The following is a 22,814-nucleotide window of genomic DNA, read 5'->3' as shown; positions in this document are numbered from 1 at the left end:
AGGGGGCGCACGGGCCCGGCGCCACTGGAGAGTTCGGGTTTTGCCCGAGCGGCCTGCATTTGTAGGTTTGTTAGTATCGACCGCTTGGACGCCGTCCATCAGCGGATATGCAAGTCTTACAAGAACCTTCTTTGCGCAGGAACCGCGCACTGGTCGCTACGATTGCGCTCAGTTTCTTATTGCTGTTGTGCTCGGCCGGACTCACTTTCCATGTCGCGCGCCAAGGTGCGCAAGCCGATGCGCTGGTAGAGCGCACCAGCGCAGTTCAGCAGGCGCTCAACGCGACTTTGCTCACCATCGGCGGCACCGAGTCGGGCCTGCGTGGCTTTCTGCTCACCGGCGATGAATCCTTTCTCAAGCCGCATGCGGAAGTTCGCGAGGTGTTGCCCAAGCAGCTGGCCGAGCTGCGCGCGTTGATCCAGGGCAATCCCGAGCAAATCGCCAACTTCGAGGCGTTCGCGCCGCTGATCCAGCAGCGAGTGGCGGATATCGAGGCGGCTGTGAACGCGCAGCGTGCTGGGCGACGCGACGAAGCGATCGCCGCGCTCCACCACACCGGCCTGCCGCAATTGAACGCGATCCGCTCGCGCATCGAAGCTGCGTCCGCGCTCGAGTTGAGCCTGCTGGCCGAGCGCCAGCGCGAAGCGGCCAGGTTGCGCGAGCGCTTCTCCAATGCAGTGGTGGTGATGTTGCTCGCTTCCGGCGTGCTGACCTTGTTCGCTTTGATCAGCGTACGTCGGTATCTGACCGCCGTTCACGAAAGTCGGTTGCGCCTTGCTTCGCATAATGTCGAACTGGAACAGCGGGTGAAAGCACGCACTGAGGAACTGGCCAAAGCCGCCGAAGAAGCGCATCGCGAGCGAGCCCGGGCGGAATCGTTGCTCACCGATGTGAATCATCGGGTCGGCAACAACCTGGCGCTGGTGTCCTCGTTCCTGACCATGCAACAGCGCGCGGTCAAGAATCCCGATGCAGCTCGCGCCCTGAGCGCGGCCCGCATGCGAGTGCAGGCGATCGCCTCGGCGCATAGAAAGCTGCGTCTGGGCGCGGACTTCGCGACGGTCAAAGTCAACGAGGTGCTCGGTGCGGTCCTCGAGGACATCAATGCGGGGCTGCCGCCGGGAGATTCGATCCGGATCCAGTGCCAGGTCGAACCGCTGGAGATCAACGCGCGCGATGCCGTGTCTCTTGGCGTGCTGACCAGCGAGCTGGTGATGAACGCCATCAAGCATGCATTCGCCCCCGGCGAGACCGGCGAGGTGAACGTGGTGCTGGCGCCCGGCTCGGATTCGGTCGCGGTATTGGAAGTTTCGGACGATGGAGTGGGCTGGCATGAACAACATTCACAAGCAGCGGGCGGGCTGGGCACCAAGATCATCGACATGGTCGCGCGTCAGTTCGGGGGGCGTCCGGAGCGCTCTGCTCGATTTCACCAAGGCGCTGCTGCGCAGGGGCGGCGCCCCGGAACTCGCATCCGCGTCAACCTCCCCAAACTCCAGATCATGTCCACCACCTGAAACGGTTCGCACTGGCAGCGCTGCGCCATTGCGACTGCCTTCGGTAGTGCGCGACGCGCGCGTGCTGATGTTTCCATCGCGTCGCGCGCCGCTAGGGGACGGCAACGATGGTTATGGCGGTCAAGGCGCCAGCGAAGGGCCCATGTCCGGCATGACGGTGCTGGTCGTCGAAGACGACTTCATCGTCGCCTATGACATGCAGATGATGTTGGAAGAGCAGGGCGCGCGCGTGCTGGGGCCGGCGCACAGCCTGGCCGAAGGTCAGGAACTGCTGGCGCAGCAGCGGCCTACGGTCGCGGTGCTCGATGTGAATCTCGGCGGCGAATACGTGTTTCCACTCGCCGAAGCGCTGCGCGACCAACAGGTGCCTTTCCTGTTCGCGACTGCGTATGCGGATGAGGATCGATTGTTCTCGCAGGCGGCGCAGGGCGCACCGCGCTTGTCCAAGCCGGTGCTGCCCAATGTGTTGATCACACAGTTGTTGCGATTGAAGCGCTGATCAGCGCCGGTTCACCGGAATATCGACGTAGCGTTGCGCCGGTGGATCGCTCGCCGGATAGGTGTCCTTGAGCGACTTGTCGACCTCGTTCTCGCCGGCGGCGCGGGGGTGCTGTACTCGATAGCGCCGTGCGATCCCCTTGATCGCCGGTGTTGCGATCAGCGCCAGTACGCCGACCAGCAACAGCGACTCCAGTGCACCCCATGCCGAGCGGCTGCGGGTGGGTTGCATGTCGAGATCCTCGTCCAACTCGTCGTCAAGATCGTCGTAAAGGCGCTCGTCGCGCATGAGCGTTCTCCGTCCTGTGGGAACGAGACGCTTCGCCGCCGGCCGGAGTTCCTCAGGGCAAGCGGGGCGGCACGATGGGGTGCGAAGCGGACAGGCCGCCGTCCACCGGGAAGGCTTGCCCGTTGACGTAGGACGCGGCGTCCGAAGCCAGGAACAGCGCCATGCGCGCGATCTCGAGGGGCGCCCCGGCGCGCCGCAACGGATTGAGCTGGCCGATCTTGTTGTCGGTGCCGCGCGCCCGCGCCTGGTCGAAGATGGGCTGGGTCATGCCGGTTTCTATCAAGCCGGGACAGATGGCGTTGATGCGCACGCCGCTGCCGGACAACTGATACGCAGTGGTTTGTACCAGGCTGATCACGCCTGCCTTGCTGGCGCTGTACGGCGAGCCACCTGCGCCCGAGCGCAGCCCGGCCACCGAGGCGGTACAAATGATCGAGCCGCGTTTACGCGGGGTCATGACTCGGGCCGCATGCTTCACGGCCAGGAAGGTGCCGATCAGATTGACAGTCAGCACCTGCAGCCAATGCTCCGGCGTCTGCTCTTGCAGCGGCACCATGCCGCCGCTGATGCCGGCATTGGCGAAACAAACATCCAGCGCGCCGAACTCGCGCAGCGCGGTGTCGACGGCCTCGGCCATGTTTCCTTCGTCGGAGGAGTCGGCAACGATGCGCACCGCGCGGCCATTTTCTTTGCGAATGCTCGCGACCGTGTCCTCCACTTCGGCGGCTCGATCCAGGGCCACGACGGCGGCGCCCGCCTGGGCGAACACGAGGGCGCTGGCGCGACCGATGCCGCTCGCCGCGCCGGTGACCAGTGCGACCTTGCCTTTGAGCTGACCTTCAACGGCGGGATCGGGGATTTGCATAGCTGTCCTTCACCTGATTGTTTGCAACGTTTTTTCGCAGATCGGAACGGCCCCGCAGCGCGCCCTTATGGTCGATGTGCGATCGGGCGTCGACAGGAATTCGAGTGTGTCCGCGAGTATGAATTTATGCAATGGCGCGGCTGTCCACCTGTCGGCCCGTTTTCCACTATGGCATTGTGCCCGCCCCATCCGGTGACGCCACGATGCCAAAATCTCCCGAGACGTTGCTCGAGCAGGAGTTCGGTCTGATCGCCGAGCTGGTCCACGCGCATGCTCGGGCACGGCCTCGCCATCCTGCGCTCATCGATGAATGCAGTCGCGTCGATTTCGGCGAGCTCGATCAACGCATGGACCGTGTCGCCACTTCATTGCAGCGGGATCTCGTCGATGTCGGTGACGCGATCGCGATTTGCGCGGCGGCTTCTGTCAACTATGGCGTCGTATTTCTCGGCGCACTGCGAGCAGGTGTGGCGGTCGCGCCGTTGTCGCCATCGTCCACTGCCGAGTCGTTGGCGACCATGCTGGCGGACTGCCGCGCGAAGTTCCTGTTTCTGGACGAGCACGTGGCGAAGACCATGGCGACGGTCGCGTTGCCATCGGGTCTGCAACTCGTGCGGCTCGATCATTCGCCGGGAGTGCGTTCGCTCGAGGCGTGGCTCGCTCCAGCGGGCAGTGTGCCCGTGCCCGTGACGATCGAGCCCGATGCAGCGTTCAATATCATCTATTCCTCGGGCACCACTGGCACGCCCAAGGGCATCGTGCAGCCTCACAGCATGCGGTGGGCGCACGTGCGGCGCGCTCGTAACTTCGGTTACGACAATGAAGCTGTGACCCTGTGCTCGACGCCGCTGTATTCCAACACCACGTTGGTCAGCTTCTTTCCGGCCATCGCCGGCGGCGGCACCGTGGTGCTGATGCCGAAGTTCGAGGCGGGCAAGTTTCTGGAGCTGTCGCAGCGTTACCGCGTGACGCATGCGATGCTGGTACCGGTTCAATATCAGCGGCTGATGGATCGAGAGGATTTCGATCGCTGCGACCTGAGCAGCTATCGCATGAAGTTCTGCACCAGCGCGCCGTTCTCCGCCGCGCTCAAAGCAGACATTCTGCGTCGCTGGCCGGGCGGGTTGATCGAGTACTACGGCATGACCGAGGGCGGCGGCACCTGCATGCTGCTTGCTCACCAGTTTCCCGACAAGTTGCACACGGTCGGCCAACCGGTGACCGGTCACGACATTCGACTGATCGACGAGCAGGGCAGGCCAGTGCCGGTCGGCAGCATTGGCGAAGTGGTCGGGCGCTCGGCGGCGATGATGAAGGGTTATTTCAATCAGCCCGACAAGACCGCGGAGGCGGAGTGGTACGACGCCGAGGGCAAGCGCTTCATCCGCACCGGTGATGTCGGTCGCTTCGATGCCGATGGATTTCTTACCCTGATGGACCGCCGCAAGGACATGATCATCTCCGGAGGCTTCAACATCTATCCCAGCGATCTCGAGGCCGTGCTGTTTCAACATCCGGCCGTGCGTGACGGCGCCGTCGTCGGCGTGCCTTCCAGGGAGTGGGGCGAAACGCCGATCGCCTTCGTGGTGCTGCGTCCAGGCGCGACCGCCAGTGCCGACGACATCAAACAATGGACCAACTCACGTCTCGGCAAGACTCAACGCCTCAGCGCCGTGGAGTTGACGACGGAGCTGCCGCGCAACTCCATCGGCAAAGTGTTGAAGCGCGAGCTGCGCGATCGCTACGCCCAAGCTTCCAGCTAGAAGCTGTCGAAGTACGATTGCACGGCGGCCAGGCAGAACGGCGGCACCAGGCTGCTGTGATACGCATCGGCAACCGCCGCGGCTCCGCCATCGGTAGCTCCGCCAGCGACGGCGGCCAGTGCAACGGATTCCTTGGCGGTGTTGAAGCCGAGTTTGAGCCCTGCGTCGGGATCGTCGATGGACGGATCGTCGTCCACATCCAGCACGCGAATCTGCGCGGTCACGCCCGCGCCGGTCCAATACTGCTGCATCAACTGCGTATTCAAATACAAGACGGTGGGATCGTCATGACCGGCGCAGAGCATGACTGGCGCCGTCGGGCTCCAGTTACGCAGATCGTTCGCCTTCAGTGCGATTCGCAGCGGATGAGTCGGGGCGGCCGCCGGTCGGCCGTCGGTGACGGCTGGGAAACCGCCATCCGGCTGCGCCAACGAGTCCTGCAGATAGCCCAGCCGGTACGGGTTGGTGATCAATGCGTCGGGGCCGAAACCTTGCGCAAATACATGAGCGAGATCTGCAGGCGTCGTCGCGGGTGTGTAAGGCGCGTATGCCGGATCGGGCGGAGTACTGCTGAACAGCTGATCTCTCGGCAACCGACCTTGATCGTATAGTTGCGAACGAGTGCCGGTGGTGGGCAACAGCGCGTCGATGCCCGTTGCGTAACGCGGGTCGAAAGCATCCGTCGGACTCGCGTAGATATTGCCGTAGGCACGCTGGTAGGTCGTCATGGTCCAGCTCAGCAGCAGCGGCGCGCTCCTGATCACCTGACCTTGGAAGATGGCATCGCCGAACGCGGCCAGTGCATACGGCCCTGACATTGGAGCCGAAGCAGTCACGGCCGCGCCGTTGGTTTGCATGAGGCGATGCGTGGCCATCGCAACGTGACCGCCCTGCGAGTAACCGGTGATGAAGAGTTGCCCATTGTCCGTGATTGTCGGTGCGGTGCTGGTCGGCAAAGCGGAGCGCGCGGCGGTCAATGCATCGAATGTATCCTTCGCCTGCTGCTCGGCGTGCAGATAAGGATGATAGGGCAGCGTCGAAGTATCGAAGCCCGCGTAGTTCGGCGCGACGACGATATAACCTTGCGCGGCGAACGCGGCGGCAATCAACAAGCCCTCTGCGTTCTCTGAATTCGACAGGTCGGCGATGTTGTAGCTCTTCTCGGCCGATGTGCCGTGCGTGTAAACGACGATGGGTCGTGCGCCCTGGCAGGCGACGTTCGTGCCTGTTGGGATCATGAGCGCGCCCGACGAAATGGTTGGCTGTTGCGCCGGGTCGAGCGTGTTGTAACGAATCTGATGCACATCCACGCCGCATTCCGGGTCGACGATCAGATCCAGCACTTCGCCGGCCGTGGAATTCACATTTACCGCGGCGATCAGCGCATCGATGGAAAACGACGCGAGCCGCGGCGGCGGATTCTCGATCAGCGTGCCCGTGGTCGGCGGCGGCGGGGCCGGGGGCGGTGGCGGCGGTTCCTGAGTCTCCGCACCCTCATCGTTGTCGTCGTTGTTGCTGCAGGCGGCAAGCATGGCGCAGCCCAATACAGCGAATACTTTCAATCCCAATGCCTTGAATTTCGGACTTCGCCACTCGGTCGACATGTTGCAGGTTCCTCGCTGGTGCGTAGGTACTAATGCGTGAGACAGGAAATGGATCGATCCATCGTGGAAAATTTCCGGTTCAGGATTTCGGACAGCGCGCGACGGGCGCTGCGTCGGGAACCTTCGTACCGCTCGCGACTTTGGTAGTCTCTCCGGCTCGGCGGAATCACGGAGCACGCCCCTGACCGCGAAAAACATGTCCTCGAAAAACATGTCCTCGAAGAACATGGCCTCGAAAAAATTACCAACCGGCTGGGTGGACGGCGTGCTGCGCTTCTGGTTCGAAGAGCTGAGGCCGGAGGACTGGTTCAGCAGCCACGCGCACCTGGATGAGAGAATCCGTCAGCGTTTCGGCGAGTTGTGCGAGGCCTTGCGAAGCGAGCCGCCAGTACTGGACGACGCGGATGCGCGCACGCTGCTCGCTGCGATCGTCGTGTTCGATCAATTCCCGCGAAACATCTATCGCAAAACACCGGCCGCTTATGCGAGCGACGATCGCGCCCTGGCGCTGGCGAAAGCGGCGGTCGAAACCGGCAAGGATCGATCGTTGCCGCCGGTGCAACGGCATTTCATTTATATGCCGTTCATGCACAGCGAAGATCTGCGGGCGCAGGAGGAATCGGTTCGACTGTTCAGCGAGCTGGGGATCGCCGACGGCTTGAAATATGCGCGCCACCACCACGGCGTGGTCAAACGCTTCGGTCGCTTCCCTCATCGCAACGTCATCCTCGGGCGCCAGTCGACGCCCGAGGAGCTGGAGTTTCTGAAGAACGAGCCGGCGTTCGTTTGAACGCGCTTACGAGGCGGCGCGCGCCTGCGTGCCCGTCTCGATGTCCTCGCGCAGAGTCCGTGCCGCCAGGTAGTAATGCAGCGCCGACCAAAGATTGATCAGCAAAGTCACGCGAATCGACCAGCGCAGGCCATCCGCCAGCGCCGCCTGTTCGGCGACGCCCTGCGACAGGAAATATTCCTTGAACAGATCGCTCAAGCCGCCGGTGAACATCGGCCCCAGGCCCAGCCCGATGAAATTCAGAATCAGCAGCAGGAAGGCCGAGGCCAGCGCGCGCTCCCGCAGCCCGACCAGACGATGGGTCGAGGCGATACTCGGACCGAGATACGCGGCAGCCAGCGCGATATATAGAATGAGCAGCAGCAGGGCGGCGACGGTGTTGTCGAGCGAGTACACCACCATTCCGAAGGGCACGACGATGATCAGGGTGATCGCGGGAATCCACACATACCAACGTGGATCCTGAGTGCGCGCGAAGTAACGATCGCACCATGCGCCGCCGAGATACGTTCCACTCAAACCGCCCAGCGCCACGACCAGCGAGAGCCACGCGCCTACATCGCCCAGGCTCATGCCGTGGCTGCGCATGAAGAACGGCGAATAGAACGAGCTCAGGCCGTAACTGACGAACGCATGCAGACCCGCTGCGAGCGACAGATGACGGAACGATTTCTTGGCCCACAGATTGCCCATCACCTGCTTGAACGGCGGCGGCTCGGTGGCGACGGTAGCGCCGGGATCGGAGAAGCCACGCGGTGGCTCTTTGACCGTGAGCTTCAGGATCAACGCCACGACCAGGCCGGGCAAACCGACCGTGAAGAACGCCGCGCGCCAGCCATATTCGTGCGCGACCAAGCCGCCGACGAGAAAGCCGAGCGCGCTGCCGCCATACACACCCATCGAATAGATCGACAAAGCGGTGGCGCGCTTCTTCGGCTCCACGTAGTCGCTGATGATCGAGTAGGCCGACGGGCTGCAGCCCGCTTCGCCGACCCCGACGCCGATGCGGGCGATCAGCAGGTGCCAGAAGTTTTTCGCCATGCCGGACACCACGGTGAACGCGCTCCACACCACGATGGACGCGGTGATGATGTTCACTCGATTGCGCGTGTCTGCCATGCGCGCGATGGGAATGCCGAGGGTCGAATAGAAGGCCGCGAATGCCAGCCCGCTCAGCATGCCGAGCTGCCAGTCGTGCAGGTCGAATTCCTGCTTGATGGGCTCCAGCACGATGGACAGGATCTGCCGGTCGACATAGTTGAAAACGTAGATGACGAACAGCAACCACACGACGTAGTTGCGATAGGCATTGCTGGCGCGGAATCCCGCGGTCGAGCCGGTGGCGCTCGCGTTCACGGCTCGGTCGCCGACCGATCCAGCTTCTATTGCCATACGATTCCCCTGATCCAGCGTCGCGGCATTGTGTCACCGCAGGGATCGTTTGCAATGGCGCGCGCGGTCAAGAAATGACCATGACTGTCCCGATCGGGAGCGCGGCGGGCCCGCCAGTTTCGCGCTGTAGAAGCGCGGCCCCGGATTGACACTTCTTTACCCGGGCCGGCTGCCGCTAGAATGAACTCATGAACGCCTCCACCGCCACTTCCGAAGGGCCCCTCGCCAAGCCTGAAAGCGACGCCGCCGTCATTGCCGAGACGATGCAAGGTCTCGGCCGCGCGGCCAAGAGCGCCGCGAAATCTCTCGCCCAGGCGAGCACCGAGTCCAAAAACTCGGCGCTGCAAGCGGCTGCCACCGCGATCCGCGAGCAACGTGACCAACTACTGGCGGCCAATCGCGCCGATCTCGAGCAGGCCACCCAGCGTGGCATTTCTTCGTCGCTGCGCGATCGATTGGTTTTGAATGAACAACGCATTGAAGCGATGGCGCGCGGCATCGAAGAAATCATCGCGCTAGCCGATCCCATCGGTAGCGTCATCGCCAGCTGGACCCGGCCGAATGGGTTGAAGATCGAGCGCGTGCGTGTGCCGCTCGGCGTGGTCGGCATCATTTACGAGAGCCGTCCGAACGTCACAGCCGACGCCGGCGCGCTTTGTTTGAAGTCGGGCAATGCCGTGATCCTGCGCGGAGGCAGCGAGAGCAGTCGATCGACAGCCGCGATCCATGCTTGCCTCGTTGCCGGACTGCGCGCCGCCGGTTTGCCCGAGGCGGCGATTCAGATCGTGCCGACGACCGATCGGGCGGCCGTCGGTTACATGCTGTCGAGCATGACTCAGTACATCAACGTCGTCGTGCCTCGTGGCGGTCGCAGCCTGGTCGAGCGAGTGCAGGCCGAGGCGCGGGTGCCCGTCATCGGTCACCTCGACGGCAATTGTCACGTGTATGTGGATCGCGATGCCGATGTGACGATGGCGCGCGACATCGTGCTCAACGCCAAGCTTCGTCGCACCGGTGTCTGCGGAGCCGCCGAGACCGTGCTGTTCGATCGCGCCGGCGCTGCCGCCGCGCCGGTTTTGAAGGCGCTGCTGGATGCGGGCTGCGAAGTGCGCGGCGATGAAACTTTACAACGGCTGGATCCGCGCATCGTGCCGGCCACCGAGGCGGATTGGAGCACCGAGTACCTCGACTCCATCATCGCCGCCAAAGTGGTGGAAGGCGTCGACGAGGCGATCGCGCACATCGCCCGGTACGGCTCGGCCCACACCGAATCCATCCTCACCACCAATCAGGCCACCGCCGAGCGGTTCCTGGGCGGGGTCGACAGCGCCATTGTTTTGCATAACGCCTCGACCCAGTTCGCCGACGGCGGCGAGTTCGGCATGGGCGCGGAAATCGGCATTTCCACCGATAAATTCCATGCGCGCGGGCCGGTGGGCGTCGAGCAGCTCACCAGTTACAAGTACGTGGTGCGGGGCTCGGGGCAAATCCGGCCCGTTTGAGCGCCATTGCAAGGTTCGAGGGCGTCAGGCGACGTATACTTCCGCATTAAGTTACGACTCGAGCCCGTTGGTATGGTCCAGGTATTCGCGCTGATCGTTGTTGCATTTCTGAGCCTGGCAGGTGCGCCGGCCCTGGCGGCCGGCAACTCCGACGCCGCCGCGTTGGCCGCGGCCGTCGAGCAGGCGCGGACCGAGCAACTCGATGTGCTCGCGCCGCGCGCCTTCGCGGCAGCCGTGCAAGCCAGCCAGAACGCCACCAGGGAAGCTGAACGCGGTCGCTCGCCCGAGCGGGTCGCGACTCGGGTGCAAGAAGGACAGGCTGCTTTGGAAAAAGCGCGCACTGTCGCGGACAGCGCCCGCCAGAGCCTGGCCGGTGTGATCAAGACTCGCCAGGATGCATTGGTTGCGACCGCCCCCAAGTTCGCGCCCGAGCAGTGGCAGAAAGCGAACGATCGGTTCCTGCAAGCCATGCGTGAGAACGAGAGTGGCGATCTGCCCAATGCGCAGAAGCGGGCGGCCGAAGCCGAAGTGCTGTTGCGTGAGGCCGAGCTGATCGGCATCAAAGGCGGCATTCTCAACGAGGCGCGCAACCTGATCGCGCAGGCCGATGAGGCGAAGGTTGCTCGATACGCACCGCGCACGTTGGAGTCCGCCAAGCGGCATCTGGCGCAGGCGGAGCAGGAGATTCAGCGCAATCGTTACGACGTGGCATTGCCCCGCAAGCTGGCGGCGCAGGCGCGCTACGACGCTCGCCATGCGACCTATCTGGCGCAGACGATCCAGCGGGTGTTGCAGCAGGAGAAGGACGATCAGGCCGGGGTCGAGGCCTTGATCCTGTCCTGGGAAGAGCCGCTGCAGCGCATCGCCTCGGACATGGAGCTCGACGTGCGTTTCGATGAAGGGCATCAGGGCGCGATGAAGGAGCTGGGTGAATACGCTCAGCAGCAGGCGCAGGAAGTGCGCCGCCTGAAACTCGAAGTGCAGGATCGGGACGAGCAGCTCGCCTCGCTCAACAATCAACTGAAGCGCATCGAGTCGCGACTCGGCGGTGAATCGCAGGAGCGGATCGCGCTACAGCGTCAGGTCGATGCGCAGGCGCGCTTGCGTGCCAACATCGCGGCCATCGAAGCTTCGTTCACCGCGGATGAAGCTCGTGTGTATCGCCAGGGCGGCGATGTGATCGTCTCTTTGCTGGGGATCAATTTCCCGTCGGGCCGCAGCACCATCGATGGCAGCAGCGCGGTGCTGATGCAGAAAGTGCAGAAGGCGTTGGCGTTGTTTCCTGACGCTTCCGTCGTGATCGAAGGGCACACCGATGCGAATGGCAGCGATTCGGCCAACCTGCTCCTGTCCCAGGATCGTGCCGACGCCGTGAAGCAGTACCTGGTGACGCAGTTCGGCGCGAATGCCGAGAAGGTCAGTTCGATCGGTTATGGCGAGGCGCGTCCGGTTGCGACCAACGAGACCGCCGCGGGTCGGGCGCGCAATCGACGCATCGACCTGGTCATCAACGTGCAGGGGACTGGCTGAGGCTTCAGTCAGTCGTGAGCATGCGGGTGCTTGTGCTCGTGATCGTGGCCGGCCACGGCGCAGCGCTCGCAATTCACCCAGCCTGAATCGCCGTTGATGTAGTGCTCTTTCTTCCAGATGGGCACACGGTGTTTCACTTCGTCGATGATGTAGCGGCACGCGGCGAATGCCTCGGCGCGGTGCTTTGAGCTCACGCCCACCCACACGGCGATATCTCCGATCTCGAGCGAGCCGACGCGATGGACGCAGGCGGCTTTCAGCACGCCGAAGCGAGCGATGGCTTCGGTGACGATGCGCTCGCCTTCCTTGTTCGCCAGGGCTTCGAACGCTTCATATTCGAGGCGCGTGACGGCGTGGCCCTCGTTGTGATTGCGCACCCAGCCTTCGAAGGAGGCGTAGCCGCCCGCGGCGGGATCGGCCAGCGCCTGGCGATAGGTGTCCAGGGACAGGGGGGTGGTGCTGAAAGAGAAAGGTTTCATCCGCCTGCCACCGGAGGTATGAAGACGACGGTATCGCCGTGACGCAACGGCGTTTGCCAGTCGCTGAACTCTGAGTTGAGGGCGACTTTGAGCTGCGCCGGCGCCAATTGGAAGGGGTGCCGTTTACGGAGCTCGTCGTAGAGCTCGGCGGGGGTGCTGGCGGTGGTGTCCAACGTTTCTTCGCTGCGTCCGGCCTGTTCGCGGAGGATGGCGTAGTACTGGATGCGCAAAGTGTGCGGCTTTGCTCCGGTACTGCGGCCGTCGGCTTTCAACGCCGCCGTATTATTTTTTTGGGCATCGTCGCTCTGGCCCGGAGAGGAGGCGCGGTGGTCGCCAAGGATGGCGAGGGTGGCGCGGTGTTCGTCGGCGGTGTTCACGTTGTCCAGGGCGCGGGCGTCGGGAAGGTCGAGGAGCAGCGCGGGCGCGTTGATCAGGAACTTGCGGGGGCACTGCTTGCCGGTCGCGAGGTAGGCGAGCAGGGGCTCGCGTGAGGCGGGTTCCCAGATCGCGCACAAGGGCTCGGGCAAACCGTCGTGGCTGCTCTTGAAAGCAGTGGCCAGCTTCCGAGCATCGCGATGCTCGATGAGATAACGCAACGTTTGCTCGTTCAAGAAAGGCAGGTCGCAAGCCACCACCAGCCATGCCGCTTTGGGATGCGCCTGAAGCGCCGCAGTGATGCCCGCTATCGGTCCAATCCCAGGCTGCCGATCGACGATCTGCGGCAACCTGGCGCGCGTCGGCTCTTCACGCTGATCCGGCCGAACCGAAACAAACGTCGCTGTACATACCCGCGTCAACAAATCGAACGTACACTGCAGCTGCGATCGCCCGTGATACTCGATCGCCGCCTTGTCTCGCTGCATGCGAGTGCTGGCGCCGCCCGCCAGCACCAGGCCGAACAAAGGTGCTTCAGCCGACATCGCTCTTGCCTCCACGCTTCTCCACCAGGCGCGTCTCGGCGATGACAATGTCATGCGATAACGCCTTGCACATATCGTAAACGGTCAGCGCGGCCACGCTCGCGCCGGTCAGCGCCTCCATCTCGACACCCGTCTTGTGATGTACCGACACCGTGCAGCGAATGACTGCGTCGTCGCCCTCCATCTCGATCTCCAGCTTGCACTTCTCGATGCCCAGCGGATGACAGAACGGAATCAGCTCGTGAGTCTTCTTCGCCGCCATGGTGCCGGCGATGATGGCCGTCTGAAACACCGGACCCTTGACAGTGTTGAACTGCTGCATGCGTAAAGCTTCAGCCACTTCAACAGGAAAACGCACGCGCGTCTGGGCCGTGGCCGTGCGCCTGGTGACGACCTTGTCGCCCACGTCGACCATGGTCGGCCGTGAGCTCGAATCGACATGAGTGAAAGTCGCCATCCCGTCAGCCACCGATGTAATACATCTCGATCTTGCGCAACGGCTGCTCGCCGTTCTTGAGCGTCGAGCGGATTTCGCTGTAGCGATCACCGCGCTTGAGCCAGGTGTTCCTGATCAGCTGACTCAGTTCCTCGTCCGAGGCGCCGTCGCGCAGGGGCGCGCGCAGGTCGACGCCCGAGCGCGCGAACAAACAAGTGTAGAGCACGCCTTCCGAAGACAGCCGCGCCCGCGTGCAATCGCCGCAGAATGGATTGGTGATGGAGGAAATGAATCCAACCTCACCCATGCCATCCTCGAACGCGTAACGCTCGGCGACTTCGCCGCGATAGTTCTCCTGGACCGGATGCAGCGGCCAACGCTCGCCGATGCGAGCCACCAGTTCGCGCGAAGGAACGACGCGATCCAGGCTCCAGTGATTGCGATTGCCCACGTCCATATATTCGATGAAGCGCACGATCACGCCCGTGCCACGAAACCGCTCCACCAGATCGAGGGCGGTGTGATCGTTCAAGCCGCGCTCGATCACGGAGTTGATCTTGATCGGCGCAAGGCCCGCTTCCTGGGCGGCGCGAATGCCTTCGAGCACGCGATCCAGGTCGCCCATGCCGCCGCTCATCTGCTTGAAGATCTCCGCATCCAGCGAGTCCAGACTGACCGTGATGCGATTCAGGCCGTTGGCCTTCAACTCGACCGCGTGCTGAGCGAGCAACACGCCGTTGGTTGTGAGCGCGACATCTTCGACGCCTTCGATGGCCGTGAGATCGCCGACCAGATCGGCCAGATTCGAACGTAGCAGCGGTTCGCCACCCGTGAGCCGCACCTTCTTCACGCCGAGATCGACGAACAGTCGCGTCAGGCGGGTGATTTCTTCGAACGACAGCCGCTCGTGGGATTTCAGAAAACGGTAGTTCTCATGAAACGTCTCCCGCGGCATGCAATACGGGCAGCGGAAGTTGCAACGGTCCATCACCGAGATGCGCAGGTCGTGCAACGGCCGGCCCAGCGTGTCATGCGGGCGGTGCTTCACGGGCAGATCGACGATGGCGGAGGACATGGCTGGCAGCGATCCTTACCAACGGTAAAAGGGCAGTGACGCGTCTTCCTGAACGACTCGCGGACCCGGCGGCAGTTCAACGAATCCGACGGTGCCGATCAGCGAGGTGAAATCGCCGGAGCCGCGCGTCGGCTGCGGCATGGCGCACAGGCCGGCCACGGTTCGAGTCAGTGTCACGGGCAGGAACACAGCCAGTGACGGCTTCACTTCGTAACTTTGGGCAAGGGTGATGGTTTCAACCTCGAGCGGGGTGGCGCCTTGCGACGCCTGTAAACCCGGTAACACGTAGCGCGTCAGGCACACCAGCGTCGACACCGGATTGCCAGGCAATGCGTACACCGTCTGTCCGTCGCGCCCTACGCCGAACCACAGCGGTTTGCCCGGACGCTGGGCGACTTTGTGAAACATCATGCGCACGCCGAGTTCCTGCAGGACCTGCGGCACGTAATCGAAGCGGCCCATCGAAACGCCGCCGCTCAGAATCAGCACATCGTTGTTTTCCAGATGAGAGCCGAGGCGCTCACGCAAGGTGGGAAGATCGTCGGGCACATGATCGTGGCTCAACGCGCTGTAGCCATGCCGACGCAGCGAGGCGAGCACGCCATAAACATTGGAACGCGAGATTTGCCAATCCTCGAGCGGTCGGCCGGGTTCGACCAGCTCATCGCCCGTGGAGATCACCACGATATTGGGCGCCTGCGCGACCAGCGCGTGCGTCTGGCCATTCGAAGCAACGACCGCGACTTCGGCGGGGCCGAGCCGACAGCCGGACGGAAGTAACAAATCGCCCCGACGCGAATCGATGCCGCGCCCATGCACGTTGAATTCGCGAACCGGAGCGGGCGCGTCGTCACGCAATTGCGCCACGCCGTCTTGCACTTCGATGTTCTCGACTGGAACGACGCAATCGCAGCCGATCGGCAGCATCGCGCCGGTCATGACTTCGATGCAGTCGCTGGATTCTCGCAACGTCAGGGGCGCGACTCCGGCTGCTTGTGTGCCGGCGATACGGAAGCTGCTGCGCCCGGCCTCCCAGGCGGAAAACGAGAAGGCGATGCCGTCCATGGTCACCCGATCGAACGGCGGCTGATCGCGCGTGGAAATGATCGATTCGCGCAGGACTGCGCCTGACAGCTCGGTCAGGGGCAAACGCACGGCCGGCAGCTGCGTCGCGTGCTGGCGAATCGCGGCTTCGGCTTCAGCAGGGGTGAGGAGACGGCTGGCCACCCGGGCAGTGTGTCACGAGGCACCCGGTAGCGCTATATCCTGTCGGGAATTGCGCACGATCAGGCAATCCCGGGCCAGTCCTGGTCAATCGGGGCCAAGCTGAGCCAATCAGGCCAAGCTGGGCCAATCAGGCCAAGCTGGGCCAATTGGGCCAAGCTGGGTCAATCGGGGCCCATGCGATCCGATCGGAGCTGTTGCCGCGGCAGCTTCGAAAACCACGCGAACTGGATGCCGGATCCGTGGTTCCAGATCCGCGCGTAAACAGGGAAGCTGTCCGTAGCTCCCCCATGGAGCGGCTGATTCGCTCCATTTCCATGGCCGCGGCGCCGTGGCACATCAATCCAGCGGCCTCGCAGCCTCTGGTCTGTCGAATCTCGAGTCGGGCTTCCCTGCCCCAGGATGTGCGCGGCTTCGTTCAGAAGGATCTCGAGCAGCCCTCCCTGGGGCCCAGCCGTTACGTCCGTGTACCGGCGTTCGCCCGGTTCGAGGTGACGTCAGGTCACCTCGCAAAGGCATCCGGGCTCAACCGCGAGCCTTGAACACACGCACCTGCTCGTTGAACAGCTTGGCCTTGGCCTGCAGCTCGTCGATGGCGGCGTTGTGCTTCTTGGTCTGCATGGTCTTCAGCTGCATCAGCTGCGCCGTGCCGGCGGCCTTGCTCTTGGTCTCCTCTTCCAGGCAGGCGCCGAACGCGGTCACGGCTTCGTTGTAAGCCTTGAACTCGTTCATGGCGGCGATCATTTCCGCCTCGGAGGCGGTCTTGCCGTCCGGAATGGAAGCCGGCGGCTTCGGGAAGGCGCATTCGGCCTGGGCGGTAGCCGCGCCAAAGGCGACGGCGAGGGCAGCGCCGATGGTGAGCAACTTGCGATTCATTTGTCTTAACTCCAGCTGGTCGTAAAGCGACGTGCCGTATGGAACAACGGCAGACACAGCCGGCATCGGCCCTACGAGCGTTCGCTTAAGGGTCGATCTGGTGGCAACTCATGCAACTGCGACGGGGGTCGCACTGCAAAGGGCGAACCGTGAAATCGGTCGCCTGCGCTTTCACATAAGCGCCCGCCTCGAGCGGGCGGGCAAGACTCACATCAGCTTTTTTTCTCGCGAGCCTTGTACACCTTGACCTGCTCGTTGAAGCGGGCCGCCGTGGCTTCCAGCTCTTCGACCGCGGCGTTGTGGCGCTTGGTGTGAATGGCCTTGATCTGCTCGACCTGGTCGGCCGGCGCATCGGCGCCCGCGGCCTCGATGCGAGTGTTCATCTCGGTCTCCAGGCATTCCAGGTACTCGGATACCTGAGTGTTGTACTCCTTGATGACCTTCATGCCGTTGACCATCTCGTCCTCGGTCGCGGTGGCGCCATCGGGCAGGCCAGAGGGGGATTTGGGATAGGTGCATGCCGCGCTCGCGGCGCCGGCGGCCAGCAGGCTGGCGAGCAGCGTGGCGGAGATGATGGTTTTGTTCATGGCGAATCCTCTGGCTGACCCGCAGGCCGGTGGTGCCGGACGACGGGATCTTGAGGGGGGATCTTAAGGGCAGGCTGCGCCGCTTGGCTATGCTCAAAAACTTGACGACGTCGGCGCCGCTCCGGGCGACGCTGCGCGCTCCACTATACTCACGCGATGATGCTCACCGCCGCCGAGGTGGACGCCGTCCGCCTGAGCCTGTCGATCGCCCTGCGCAGCGTGTTGTTCAGCCTGCCGCTGGCTGTCGTGGTGGCCTGGCTGCTGACGCGCCGGGCGCTGCGCGGCCGCCTGTTGCTCGACGCCATCGTGCATCTGCCTCTGGTGCTGCCGCCGGTCGTCGTCGGTTATTTGCTGCTGCTGTTGTTTGGAATGCGCGGGCCCATCGGCGGCTGGCTCTACCAAACCTTCGGCATCCAGATGGTGTTCACCAGTGCCGGCGCCGCGCTGGCGACGGCAGCGATGAGCTTCCCATTAATGGTTCGGGCGATTCGGATCTCGCTGGAGGGCGTCGATGCGGGGCTGGAGGATGCTGCGCGCACGCTCGGCGCCGGTCCTTGGGATCGCTTTTTCAGTGTGGTGCTGCCGCTGATGTTGCCCGGCATTCTCGCTGGCGCGGTCACGGCGTTTGCGGCGGGGCTGGGCGAGTTCGGCGCCGTGATCACGTTTGTTTCCAATATTCCGGGCGAGACCCGCACCTTGCCATTGGCGCTGTACACGGCTTTGCAGACCCCCGGCGGCGACGCGATGGCGGCGCGCCTCGCAATCATCTCCTTTTCGCTGGGATTATCGGGGCTGATCGCGGCTGAGTTCATTGCTCGCCGTGTGCGACGGATGCTCGGAAGGTAGCGCTGAATGTTCAGTATCCGCGCGCTGAAACATCGCGAGGGCTTCGTGCTCGACGTGGCCATCCAGGTGGACTCGCCTGGCGTGGTCGCGCTGTTCGGCCGGTCCGGCTGCGGTAAGACGACGCTGGCGAACATCATCGCCGGGTTGTTGCCGGCCGATCATGCCCACATCGAGATCGACGGCGTCGCGCTCGACGGCAACGGCAAATCGCTCCGCGCCGAGGAGCGGCGCATCGGCTATGTTTTTCAGGACGCAAGGCTGTTTCCGCATCTGGATGTGATGGGGAATCTGCGCTACGGCGAGAAGCGCGTGAAATCCTCGATCTCGCGCCGCATTTCACTCGACATGGTTGCGCCGCTGCTCGGGCTCGAGTCCTTGCTGTCGCGGCGGGTGAATCAACTGTCCGGTGGCGAGCGGCAGCGCGTCGCACTGGGGCGAGCATTGTTGTCACAACCGCGTTTGCTATTGCTCGATGAGCCGCTTGCTTCGCTCGACGCCGCGCGCCGGGAGGAAGTGTTGCCCTATCTGGAGAAGCTCCGGGACGAGCTGGCGATTCCCATGATCTATGTGAGTCATCAGTTCGAAGAGGTGCTGCGACTCGCGACTCATGTCGTGTTGATGGAGCGGGGCGGAGTGGTGTCGCAAGGCAGGCTGGATGAGTTGAGCTTGCACCCCGAACTGCGGGCTATCGTCGGCCCGGACGCTGTTGGCGCTGTTCTCCACGGCACTGTGACCGCTGTGGACGGCGGCACCGGCCTTGCCACTGTTCGCATTGGAAATAACTCACTGCGAATCCATCTGCGCGAGGCGAAGGTCGGGGCGGCGGTGCGCGTTCAACTGTTAGCGCGCGACATCATCCTCGCGACCAGTCGGCCGGAGAATCTCAGCGTTCGCAACGTCATGACCGGCGCGGTTTCTCGTGTGGTCGCGGATGATGCCGATACCGATCTGGTCTACGTCGACATCGGCGGCGCGCTGGTGCTGTCGCGAGTTACCCGCGCTGCTTCGATCGCGCTCGAGTTACGCACTGGGCTGCCGATTTGGGTGCTGGTGAAGACTGTTTCTATTCGCGGTCATGCGTTCTACGAAGCGCCGGAGACGGTGCAGGAACGCTCCCAACAATACGAAAGCCGGCCTTGGTGAAGATGTCGTGGGCTGCGTCACTGCGCAGGAACTCGAGGAAGTCGCCGGTCGTCGATGCGGCGCTGGTGGTGGCTGCGATGGGATAGGTGATGGGCGCGTGCGAGGATTCAGGAAACAAATCCACAATGCGTACCTGTGGCTCGACCGCTGCATCGGTTGAGTACACGATGCCCAACGGCGCCTCGCCCCGGGCGACGTACATCAATGCGACGCGAACGTTGTCCGCTCGCACCAGTCGGCGCTCGACGGCCTGCCACAACTGAAGGTTCTCCAGCGCGGTCTTCGCGTATTTGCCTACGGGCACCGAGTCCGGATCGCCGGTGGAGAGTCGGCCATTAGCGCCCAGCGCTTGATGTAACGGCGTGCCGCGCGCGAGTTTCAGCGTGACTTCGCTATCTCTTGGCGCGATCAGCGCCAAGCGGTTCCCCAGCAGGTCGGCGCGGGTCTCGTCCTTGATCAGGTTGCGTTCCTGCAGGTAGTTCATCCAGTCCTGGTCGGCGGACAAGAACGCGTCGGCGCGCGCGCCCGATTCGATCTGTCTTGCGAGGGCGGAGCTGGCGGCGAAAGAGAACTTCACGGGTACTTTGGATTGCTTCGTGTACAGCGGCCCGACTTGCTGCAGAACGTCGGTCAAAGAGGCGGCGGCGAACACGATCAGGGGGTCACGTTGCGGCTCGGCCGCCAGCACTGGCTGGATGAGCAGCACAACCATGGCGACTATGGCGCTCCATCGGCGGGTCAGGGATGCGGTCATGCTCATGGCTCCATTGCAGCCGACGCTTGGATCGCGACCTGGGCTGCGTTACTTTCATCCATCGCCCGCGGAGACAAGCGATGAGCCGGCTCAAGATTACGTTGCGTGTCGATTTCGACTCGGTGCATGCCATCGGGCCCGGCAAGGTCGCGCTGCTCGAAAAAATGCGCGACTCCGGGTCGCTGTCGCAGGCCGCTCGCGAACTCGACATGAGCTACCGGCGCGCCTGGCAGTTGCTCGCCAGCCTCAACCAGACTTTTCGCGAGCCCCTGGTGTTGACGAGCACAGGCGGCAGTGGCGGTGGCGGCACCACGCTGACTGAGTTCGGCGAGGCCATTGTGGCGGCGTATCGTCAGTTCGAAAAAGAAACCAATGCCCGGGCGGAGAAATACTTCGGCCACATGCTCAAAACCGTCAGCCCTTCGCGCACCAACACCCGCCGCTCCCTCACCCGCACGCAACGCTCCCCCACCACCGCCGCCGCCCGCCGCTCGGCGTCCCGGTAACGACATCGCTTCCACCCAGGGACTCCGAAATTCCCGTCAGGATATAACGCCCCGGCGCCGTGGCGCTATATCCGATTCTGCATATCGGTTCCTTTTGATCGGTGCTCAGAGAAGAGGCGCCGGTGGCTGGCGCCGTCCGAGGTGTCTTCGCTCCTTCCGGCACCGTGCTCCCCTCGGTCGCGCAAGCGCGTCCGAGGGGTCCCATTGCGCTGCGCAGTCCTGTTCCGCGCAAGCCCAGGGTGTACATCCATGTACACCCGCTCGGCGGAGCGAAGCAGTGCTTCGCTGAAAGGCACCGCCGAGCCCCTGGGCGCGCTTTGCCGAAAAGGTTCCCTCTTTCTCGACAATGCCGGAGGGAGCGAGGACACCTCGAACGACGCCTCAACGTCAGTGATGGCTTCACGCAGCTCGCCGCGGCGAGCGGGACTTTCTCTGTGCGAGGCTTCAACGAATGGGCAACTCCCGCGACTTCTGCACCGTGCGAAGCGCGAAGCTGGAGTGAACGCGGGCGACGCCGGGAAGGCGAGTGAGATGTTTGCTGTGTAAGCGCTCGAAATCCGCGGTGTCGGCGACGACCACGCGCACTACATAGTCATAGTCGCCGGTCATCAAATAGCACTCCATGACCTCGGGAATCTTGCGTACGGCCTCTTCGAATTTGCGCAGATCGGTTTCGTCCTGACGATCCAGCGTGATGTTGACGAACACATTGACTGGGAAACCGGCCTTCTGCTGATTGATCAGCGCCGTGTAGCCCTCGATCAGCCCGGACTCCTCCAGTTGACGGATGCGTCGCAAGCAGGCGGATTCCGACAGGTTCACGCGCTCGGCCAGAGCGCTGTTCGGAATCCGGCCTTCATGCTGCAACGCCTGAAGAATTGCACGGTCGAAGCGGTCGAACCTCATACGCAAGAATCCGTCGGCCTGCCAGGGGAATGCCGCAGATTCTGCCACAGATATCCAAGATTGCGCCCGATTGTGGCAGCTTCGTGCGTAGACGCCAACCTAGAGTGAAGCGGTTCGCGTGCTCGGCCATGACGATCGATCATTAGTCATCACGAGGTTTTATGCGTATCGGCGTACCGAAAGAGATCAAGAATCACGAATATCGAGTCGGTCTGGTGCCCGCGGGGGTTCGCGAGCTGGTGGGTTCGGGCCACCAGGTCCTCGTACAAAGCACGGCGGGGGCGGGCATCGGCGTCGACGACGCGGCCTATGTCGCAGCCGGCGCCAGGATTGTCGGCACAGCCAGGGAAGTTTTCGACAACGCGGACCTGGTCGTGAAGGTCAAGGAGCCACAGCTCTCCGAATGCAACATGCTTCGGCCCGGCCAGACCCTGTTCACTTATCTGCACCTGGCCGCCGACCCGGAGCAGGCCCACGCACTGATGGCTTCCGGCGCGACAGCCATCGCTTATGAAACAGTCACTGCACCCAACGGCTCACTGCCGTTGCTCACCCCGATGAGTGAAGTCGCCGGTCGCATGTCCGTGCAGGTCGGCGCGGCATCGTTACAAAAGGCGAACGGCGGAATCGGTGTGCTGCTCGGCGGCGTGCCGGGAACGGCGCCCGCCAAAGTCGTGGTATTGGGAGGCGGTGTGTCCGGAACCGCGGCGGCGGAAATTGCAGTCGGCATGCGCGCCGATGTCACTGTCGTCGATCGCTCTCTGAAACGTTTGCGCGAGCTCGACGCGCTGTTCGCCGGCCGGCTCAAAACCATGGCATCCACCGCCGAAGCCATCGAATCGTTGGTGACTCAAGCGGATCTGGTCATTGGCGCCGTGCTCGTGGTTGGTGCGGCGGCGCCCAAGCTGGTAACGGGCGACATGGTCAGCAAGATGAAGAAGGGCGCAGTGATGGTGGACATCTCCATCGATCAGGGCGGCTGTTTCGAAACCAGCCGACCGACCACGCATGCCGAGCCGACGTTTCTTGTCGACGGCGTCGTCCACTACTGCGTGACCAACATGCCGGGCGCCGTGCCGCGCACATCGACCTTCGCGCTAACGAACGCGACCTTGCCGTATGTGAAACAACTGGCGGATCTCGGCGTAGAGAAAGCGCTGGCGGCGGATCCCCATCTGGCGGCGGGCTTGAACGTTCATGCCGGTTCTATCACGTGCGAAGCAGTGGCTCGCGATCTGAACCTGGCCTATCGCCCGCATCCTGTCGCCGCCTGAAAACAGCACTTTTGAACAAGTGTCGCAAGCGGCCGGCA

23 protein-coding genes are annotated in these 22,814 nt (G+C 63.3%); 10 read left to right on the top strand and 13 right to left on the bottom strand.

What is annotated here, in order from left to right; genetic code table 11:
- Positions 1-107: 107 nt before the first annotated feature.
- Together JM946_RS01185 and JM946_RS01180 are read left to right on the top strand one after the other, a co-directional pair.
- A complete protein-coding gene (locus JM946_RS01185; RefSeq protein WP_218042540.1) occupies positions 108-1,517 on the top strand; it encodes a sensor histidine kinase in 1,410 nt (469 codons plus the stop codon).
- Positions 1,518-1,545: 28 nt separating this feature from the next.
- Positions 1,546-2,016 (top strand): response regulator, encoded by a 471-nt coding sequence (locus JM946_RS01180; protein ID WP_203165311.1) that lies wholly within the window; start codon positions 1,546-1,548, stop codon positions 2,014-2,016.
- Here the strand turns inward: JM946_RS01180 and JM946_RS01175 are convergent, their stop codons facing one another.
- Together JM946_RS01175 and JM946_RS01170 are read right to left on the bottom strand one after the other, a co-directional pair.
- Entirely contained in the window at positions 2,017-2,304 is a 288-nt protein-coding gene (locus JM946_RS01175) for a hypothetical protein (RefSeq protein WP_203165310.1), read from the bottom strand.
- Between the two features lie 52 nt (positions 2,305-2,356).
- Positions 2,357-3,169, bottom strand: a complete 813-nt coding sequence (locus JM946_RS01170) for an SDR family NAD(P)-dependent oxidoreductase (protein ID WP_203165309.1) — start codon at positions 3,167-3,169, stop codon at positions 2,357-2,359.
- A 203-nt stretch (positions 3,170-3,372) separates the two neighbouring features.
- Here JM946_RS01170 and JM946_RS01165 point away from each other — a divergent pair, with 203 nt between their 5' ends.
- Positions 3,373-4,932, top strand: coding sequence for a class I adenylate-forming enzyme family protein (locus tag JM946_RS01165; protein WP_203165308.1), 1,560 nt, complete (start codon positions 3,373-3,375; stop codon positions 4,930-4,932).
- Here the strand turns inward: JM946_RS01165 and JM946_RS01160 are convergent.
- Positions 4,929-6,536 carry an alpha/beta hydrolase family protein gene (locus tag JM946_RS01160; protein WP_203165307.1) on the bottom strand — a complete coding sequence of 536 codons (1,608 nt, stop codon included), beginning with the start codon at positions 6,534-6,536 and terminating at the stop codon, positions 4,929-4,931. The genes JM946_RS01165 and JM946_RS01160 overlap by 4 nt on opposite strands.
- Before the next feature lie 196 nt (positions 6,537-6,732).
- Between JM946_RS01160 and JM946_RS01155 the strand changes: the two genes are divergently transcribed.
- A complete protein-coding gene (locus tag JM946_RS01155; RefSeq protein WP_203165306.1) occupies positions 6,733-7,326 on the top strand; it encodes a DUF924 family protein in 594 nt (197 codons plus the stop codon).
- Between the two features lie 6 nt (positions 7,327-7,332).
- Here the strand turns inward: JM946_RS01155 and JM946_RS01150 are convergent, their stop codons facing one another.
- Positions 7,333-8,718: a spinster family MFS transporter gene (locus JM946_RS01150; RefSeq protein ID WP_203165305.1), complete on the bottom strand. Its 1,386-nt coding sequence runs from the start codon at positions 8,716-8,718 to the stop codon at positions 7,333-7,335.
- Positions 8,719-8,906: 188 nt separating this feature from the next.
- Here JM946_RS01150 and JM946_RS01145 point away from each other — a divergent pair, with 188 nt between their 5' ends.
- Both JM946_RS01145 and JM946_RS30110 read left to right on the top strand, forming a co-directional pair.
- On the top strand, positions 8,907-10,220 hold the full coding sequence (locus JM946_RS01145) for a glutamate-5-semialdehyde dehydrogenase (RefSeq protein WP_407700488.1): 1,314 nt from the start codon (positions 8,907-8,909) through the stop codon (positions 10,218-10,220).
- A 72-nt stretch (positions 10,221-10,292) separates the two neighbouring features.
- Positions 10,293-11,750, top strand: a complete 1,458-nt coding sequence (locus JM946_RS30110; protein ID WP_203165304.1) for an OmpA family protein — start codon at positions 10,293-10,295, stop codon at positions 11,748-11,750.
- Positions 11,751-11,758: 8 nt separating this feature from the next.
- Here JM946_RS30110 and JM946_RS01135 read toward each other — a convergent pair whose 3' ends face one another.
- From JM946_RS01135 to JM946_RS01105, 7 genes are all read right to left on the bottom strand, one after another.
- Positions 11,759-12,229 (bottom strand): molybdenum cofactor biosynthesis protein MoaE, encoded by a 471-nt coding sequence (locus JM946_RS01135; protein WP_203165303.1) that lies wholly within the window; start codon positions 12,227-12,229, stop codon positions 11,759-11,761.
- A complete protein-coding gene (locus JM946_RS01130) occupies positions 12,226-13,149 on the bottom strand; it encodes an NTP transferase domain-containing protein (protein ID WP_203165302.1) in 924 nt (307 codons plus the stop codon). Before JM946_RS01130 ends, JM946_RS01135 begins: the two co-directional genes overlap by 4 nt.
- On the bottom strand, positions 13,139-13,606 hold the full coding sequence (gene moaC, locus JM946_RS01125) for a cyclic pyranopterin monophosphate synthase MoaC (protein ID WP_203165301.1): 468 nt from the start codon (positions 13,604-13,606) through the stop codon (positions 13,139-13,141). The genes JM946_RS01130 and moaC overlap by 11 nt, the downstream gene beginning before the upstream one ends.
- Before the next feature lie 4 nt (positions 13,607-13,610).
- The gene (gene moaA, locus JM946_RS01120) at positions 13,611-14,660 is read right to left on the bottom strand and encodes a GTP 3',8-cyclase MoaA (RefSeq protein WP_203165300.1); all 1,050 of its coding nucleotides are present in this window, start codon (positions 14,658-14,660) and stop codon (positions 13,611-13,613) included.
- A 15-nt stretch (positions 14,661-14,675) separates the two neighbouring features.
- Positions 14,676-15,887, bottom strand: coding sequence for a molybdopterin molybdotransferase MoeA (locus JM946_RS31140; protein ID WP_203165299.1), 1,212 nt, complete (start codon positions 15,885-15,887; stop codon positions 14,676-14,678).
- Between the two features lie 522 nt (positions 15,888-16,409).
- Positions 16,410-16,760, bottom strand: coding sequence for a hypothetical protein (locus tag JM946_RS01110; RefSeq protein WP_203165298.1), 351 nt, complete (start codon positions 16,758-16,760; stop codon positions 16,410-16,412).
- A gap of 212 nt (positions 16,761-16,972) precedes the next feature.
- A complete protein-coding gene (locus JM946_RS01105; protein ID WP_203165297.1) occupies positions 16,973-17,347 on the bottom strand; it encodes a hypothetical protein in 375 nt (124 codons plus the stop codon).
- 156 nt (positions 17,348-17,503) lie between these two features.
- Between JM946_RS01105 and modB the strand changes: the two genes are divergently transcribed.
- Positions 17,504-18,193, top strand: a complete 690-nt coding sequence (gene modB / locus JM946_RS01100) for a molybdate ABC transporter permease subunit (protein WP_203165296.1) — start codon at positions 17,504-17,506, stop codon at positions 18,191-18,193.
- Between the two features lie 6 nt (positions 18,194-18,199).
- Entirely contained in the window at positions 18,200-19,336 is a 1,137-nt protein-coding gene (modC, locus tag JM946_RS01095; protein ID WP_203165295.1) for a molybdenum ABC transporter ATP-binding protein, read from the top strand.
- Here the strand turns inward: modC and modA are convergent.
- On the bottom strand, positions 19,257-20,090 hold the full coding sequence (gene modA, locus JM946_RS01090) for a molybdate ABC transporter substrate-binding protein (RefSeq protein ID WP_230979420.1): 834 nt from the start codon (positions 20,088-20,090) through the stop codon (positions 19,257-19,259). The two genes, modC and modA, sit on opposite strands and share 80 nt — an antisense overlap.
- Before the next feature lie 80 nt (positions 20,091-20,170).
- Between modA and JM946_RS01085 the strand changes: the two genes are divergently transcribed.
- A complete protein-coding gene (locus JM946_RS01085) occupies positions 20,171-20,596 on the top strand; it encodes a winged helix-turn-helix domain-containing protein (protein ID WP_203165294.1) in 426 nt (141 codons plus the stop codon).
- Positions 20,597-21,040: 444 nt separating this feature from the next.
- On the opposite strand, the gene JM946_RS01080 is transcribed toward JM946_RS01085, so the two are convergent.
- Positions 21,041-21,502 carry an Lrp/AsnC family transcriptional regulator gene (locus JM946_RS01080; protein WP_203165293.1) on the bottom strand — a complete coding sequence of 154 codons (462 nt, stop codon included), beginning with the start codon at positions 21,500-21,502 and terminating at the stop codon, positions 21,041-21,043.
- 161 nt (positions 21,503-21,663) lie between these two features.
- Between JM946_RS01080 and ald the strand changes: the two genes are divergently transcribed.
- Positions 21,664-22,776, top strand: a complete 1,113-nt coding sequence (gene ald / locus JM946_RS01075) for an alanine dehydrogenase (protein WP_203165292.1) — start codon at positions 21,664-21,666, stop codon at positions 22,774-22,776.
- The last annotated feature ends 38 nt before the right edge of the window (positions 22,777-22,814 follow it).

The organism is Steroidobacter gossypii, from assembly GCF_016801985.1.
In the GTDB taxonomy this organism is placed as follows: domain Bacteria; phylum Pseudomonadota; class Gammaproteobacteria; order Steroidobacterales; family Steroidobacteraceae; genus Steroidobacter; species Steroidobacter gossypii.
Note: the sequence above shows the minus strand (reverse complement) of the source record. Positions and strands in the feature narration are given on the sequence as shown.

Coding starts and splice junctions, on each gene's coding strand:
- JM946_RS01185 (WP_218042540.1), top strand. CDS start 108: ATGCAAGTCTTACAAGAACCTTCTTTGCGCAGGAACCGCGCACTGGTC.
- JM946_RS01175 (WP_203165310.1), bottom strand. CDS start 2,304: ATGCGCGACGAGCGCCTTTACGACGATCTTGACGACGAGTTGGACGAG.
- JM946_RS01170 (WP_203165309.1), bottom strand. CDS start 3,169: ATGCAAATCCCCGATCCCGCCGTTGAAGGTCAGCTCAAAGGCAAGGTC.
- JM946_RS01165 (WP_203165308.1), top strand. CDS start 3,373: ATGCCAAAATCTCCCGAGACGTTGCTCGAGCAGGAGTTCGGTCTGATC.
- JM946_RS01160 (WP_203165307.1), bottom strand. CDS start 6,536: ATGTCGACCGAGTGGCGAAGTCCGAAATTCAAGGCATTGGGATTGAAA.
- JM946_RS01155 (WP_203165306.1), top strand. CDS start 6,733: ATGTCCTCGAAAAACATGTCCTCGAAGAACATGGCCTCGAAAAAATTA.
- JM946_RS01150 (WP_203165305.1), bottom strand. CDS start 8,718: ATGGCAATAGAAGCTGGATCGGTCGGCGACCGAGCCGTGAACGCGAGC.
- JM946_RS01145 (WP_407700488.1), top strand. CDS start 8,907: ATGAACGCCTCCACCGCCACTTCCGAAGGGCCCCTCGCCAAGCCTGAA.
- JM946_RS30110 (WP_203165304.1), top strand. CDS start 10,293: ATGGTCCAGGTATTCGCGCTGATCGTTGTTGCATTTCTGAGCCTGGCA.
- JM946_RS01135 (WP_203165303.1), bottom strand. CDS start 12,229: ATGAAACCTTTCTCTTTCAGCACCACCCCCCTGTCCCTGGACACCTAT.
- JM946_RS01130 (WP_203165302.1), bottom strand. CDS start 13,149: ATGTCGGCTGAAGCACCTTTGTTCGGCCTGGTGCTGGCGGGCGGCGCC.
- moaC (WP_203165301.1), bottom strand. CDS start 13,606: ATGGCGACTTTCACTCATGTCGATTCGAGCTCACGGCCGACCATGGTC.
- moaA (WP_203165300.1), bottom strand. CDS start 14,660: ATGTCCTCCGCCATCGTCGATCTGCCCGTGAAGCACCGCCCGCATGAC.
- JM946_RS01110 (WP_203165298.1), bottom strand. CDS start 16,760: ATGAATCGCAAGTTGCTCACCATCGGCGCTGCCCTCGCCGTCGCCTTT.
- JM946_RS01105 (WP_203165297.1), bottom strand. CDS start 17,347: ATGAACAAAACCATCATCTCCGCCACGCTGCTCGCCAGCCTGCTGGCC.
- modB (WP_203165296.1), top strand. CDS start 17,504: ATGATGCTCACCGCCGCCGAGGTGGACGCCGTCCGCCTGAGCCTGTCG.
- modC (WP_203165295.1), top strand. CDS start 18,200: ATGTTCAGTATCCGCGCGCTGAAACATCGCGAGGGCTTCGTGCTCGAC.
- modA (WP_230979420.1), bottom strand. CDS start 20,090: ATGACCGCATCCCTGACCCGCCGATGGAGCGCCATAGTCGCCATGGTT.
- JM946_RS01085 (WP_203165294.1), top strand. CDS start 20,171: ATGAGCCGGCTCAAGATTACGTTGCGTGTCGATTTCGACTCGGTGCAT.
- JM946_RS01080 (WP_203165293.1), bottom strand. CDS start 21,502: ATGAGGTTCGACCGCTTCGACCGTGCAATTCTTCAGGCGTTGCAGCAT.
- ald (WP_203165292.1), top strand. CDS start 21,664: ATGCGTATCGGCGTACCGAAAGAGATCAAGAATCACGAATATCGAGTC.